The sequence below is a fragment of the Pseudomonas sp. SG-MS2 genome, from assembly GCF_009933855.1.
In the GTDB taxonomy this organism is placed as follows: Bacteria; Pseudomonadota; Gammaproteobacteria; order Pseudomonadales; family Pseudomonadaceae; genus Aquipseudomonas; species Aquipseudomonas putida_E.
In genome coordinates, this window is the sequence record NZ_MOMO01000085.1 from 1 (window position 1) to 1493 (window position 1493).

1 protein-coding gene is annotated in these 1493 nt (G+C 58.1%); it reads left to right on the forward strand.

Going from position 1 to position 1493, the window contains the following annotated elements; genetic code table 11:
• The first annotated feature begins 620 nt into the window (after nt 1-620).
• Nucleotides 621-1163, forward strand: coding sequence for an AAA family ATPase (locus BLX42_RS06710; RefSeq protein ID WP_161871429.1), 543 nt, complete (start codon nt 621-623; stop codon nt 1161-1163).
• Nucleotides 1164-1493 lie beyond the last annotated feature (330 nt).

Below are 1493 nucleotides of genomic sequence, written 5' to 3' on the forward strand. Positions count from 1 at the left end.
CACTGTTATGGTGGCTGTACGTGCGGGCACCCTCTGGTGCGCCGAGTGCCAACGTCTCGGTCCGTCAACCCGCGTACAGCTGCCACCCCAATTGCTTGACGGCATTGCCGTGGTAGCTCCACCGTTCGACGTTGGAGTTTGATCATGCTCAAGATCGCTCCCGATCCGCCTCACAATCCGCACTCCCTCGAAGACGCGTTGATGATGGCTGCCGACTACGCGCTCTGCGCCGAAGTCGTTGCCCTACAGGCTCAGCACTGGCCCAAATACAGAAACCGGCCGACCCGCAGACGCTGCATTTATCCTCGTCATGATCTGCCTGGCCTGGCTCTTTCACGGGCTAGCTCTCTCGCACAACACCGCCCCTGAGGTTGTAGACGACCTCAGGCGCCCGATAAAATGTGTGGGAGCCCGGCTTGCCGGCGATAGGGCCAGCCCAGGCAACTACAACTTCCCGGGACCCGATCAAAGAAACCGCATTCACCGTGGGCAAAACCACGCTCTACCAAGACGAAAGTTAGCGAATGGAAGGCTGTCAATGGCTGATTGGCATCCATTAGCCTTGGGGTTGCTCAACCACCGCCATACAATCGTTCTTTTGCCTACGACAGGAAGTCACCATGCAACGAATCGTCATTCTGGGCAACGGCGGCAGCGGCAAGTCCACCCTTGCCCGCGCCTTGGGAGAACACCTGGAGCTTTCCGTCGTTCACTTGGACAAACTCTTCTGGGAGCCCGGCTGGGCGGAACCTGATGCCGAACAGTTCCGTGACCGTGTACGCGATGCCGTAGCTGGTGACGCCTGGGTGTGTGAAGGCAACTATGCGCGCCGCACCTTCGACATGCGTTTGCCGCGAGCGGACCTGATCATCTGGCTCGACACGCCCAGGCTCACCTGTTTCATTCGGGTGCTGTTACGCCTGCTTCGCAACCAGCCACGGCCCGATCGTGCGGAAGGTTGCGTGGAAAGGTTCGACCTGGAATTTCTCAAGTTCGTGTGGACGTTCGACCGGAATTACCGACCTGGTATCGAAGCAGTTCGCCTTAAGCTCGGGGCACAGGTGCCTACGCTTCACTTGCGAGGGAAGCGAGAAATCAGGGCGTTTCTCGATAGGCTGCCAGCAGCCCGGCGCGAACCTGGCTCGATGATCAGTGGAGTTTGAGCCGCGAGAACCCATACTCGATGGATATCACTTACGCAGAGCCGTAGCGCTTGGTGATCGTGCGTGCGGGCTGTCAAAGCACACACTTTGATTTCGTAGCCCATGCCCTATCCTCCCCGCTCGATGTGGCTGCCCGGACGCAGCTGCAGCTACCACACAAGGACTGGCATGACCTGACCGCAGTGGTCATGCTTGACTGTCTGCTCGTTACAAGCAGTTACAGCGAACGGCCGAAAAAATCAGATTAAACCCCTTTCCTGTAGGGCATTTCCCAAAGATACTGCCGCCGCCCATTTTTCGTTGCACATGGCCAATGTGGATTCTAGTCTC

Excerpts from the sequence above, each read along its gene's own strand:
- BLX42_RS06710 (WP_161871429.1), top strand. The coding sequence starts at position 621 with ATGCAACGAATCGTCATTCTGGGCAACGGCGGCAGCGGCAAGTCCACC.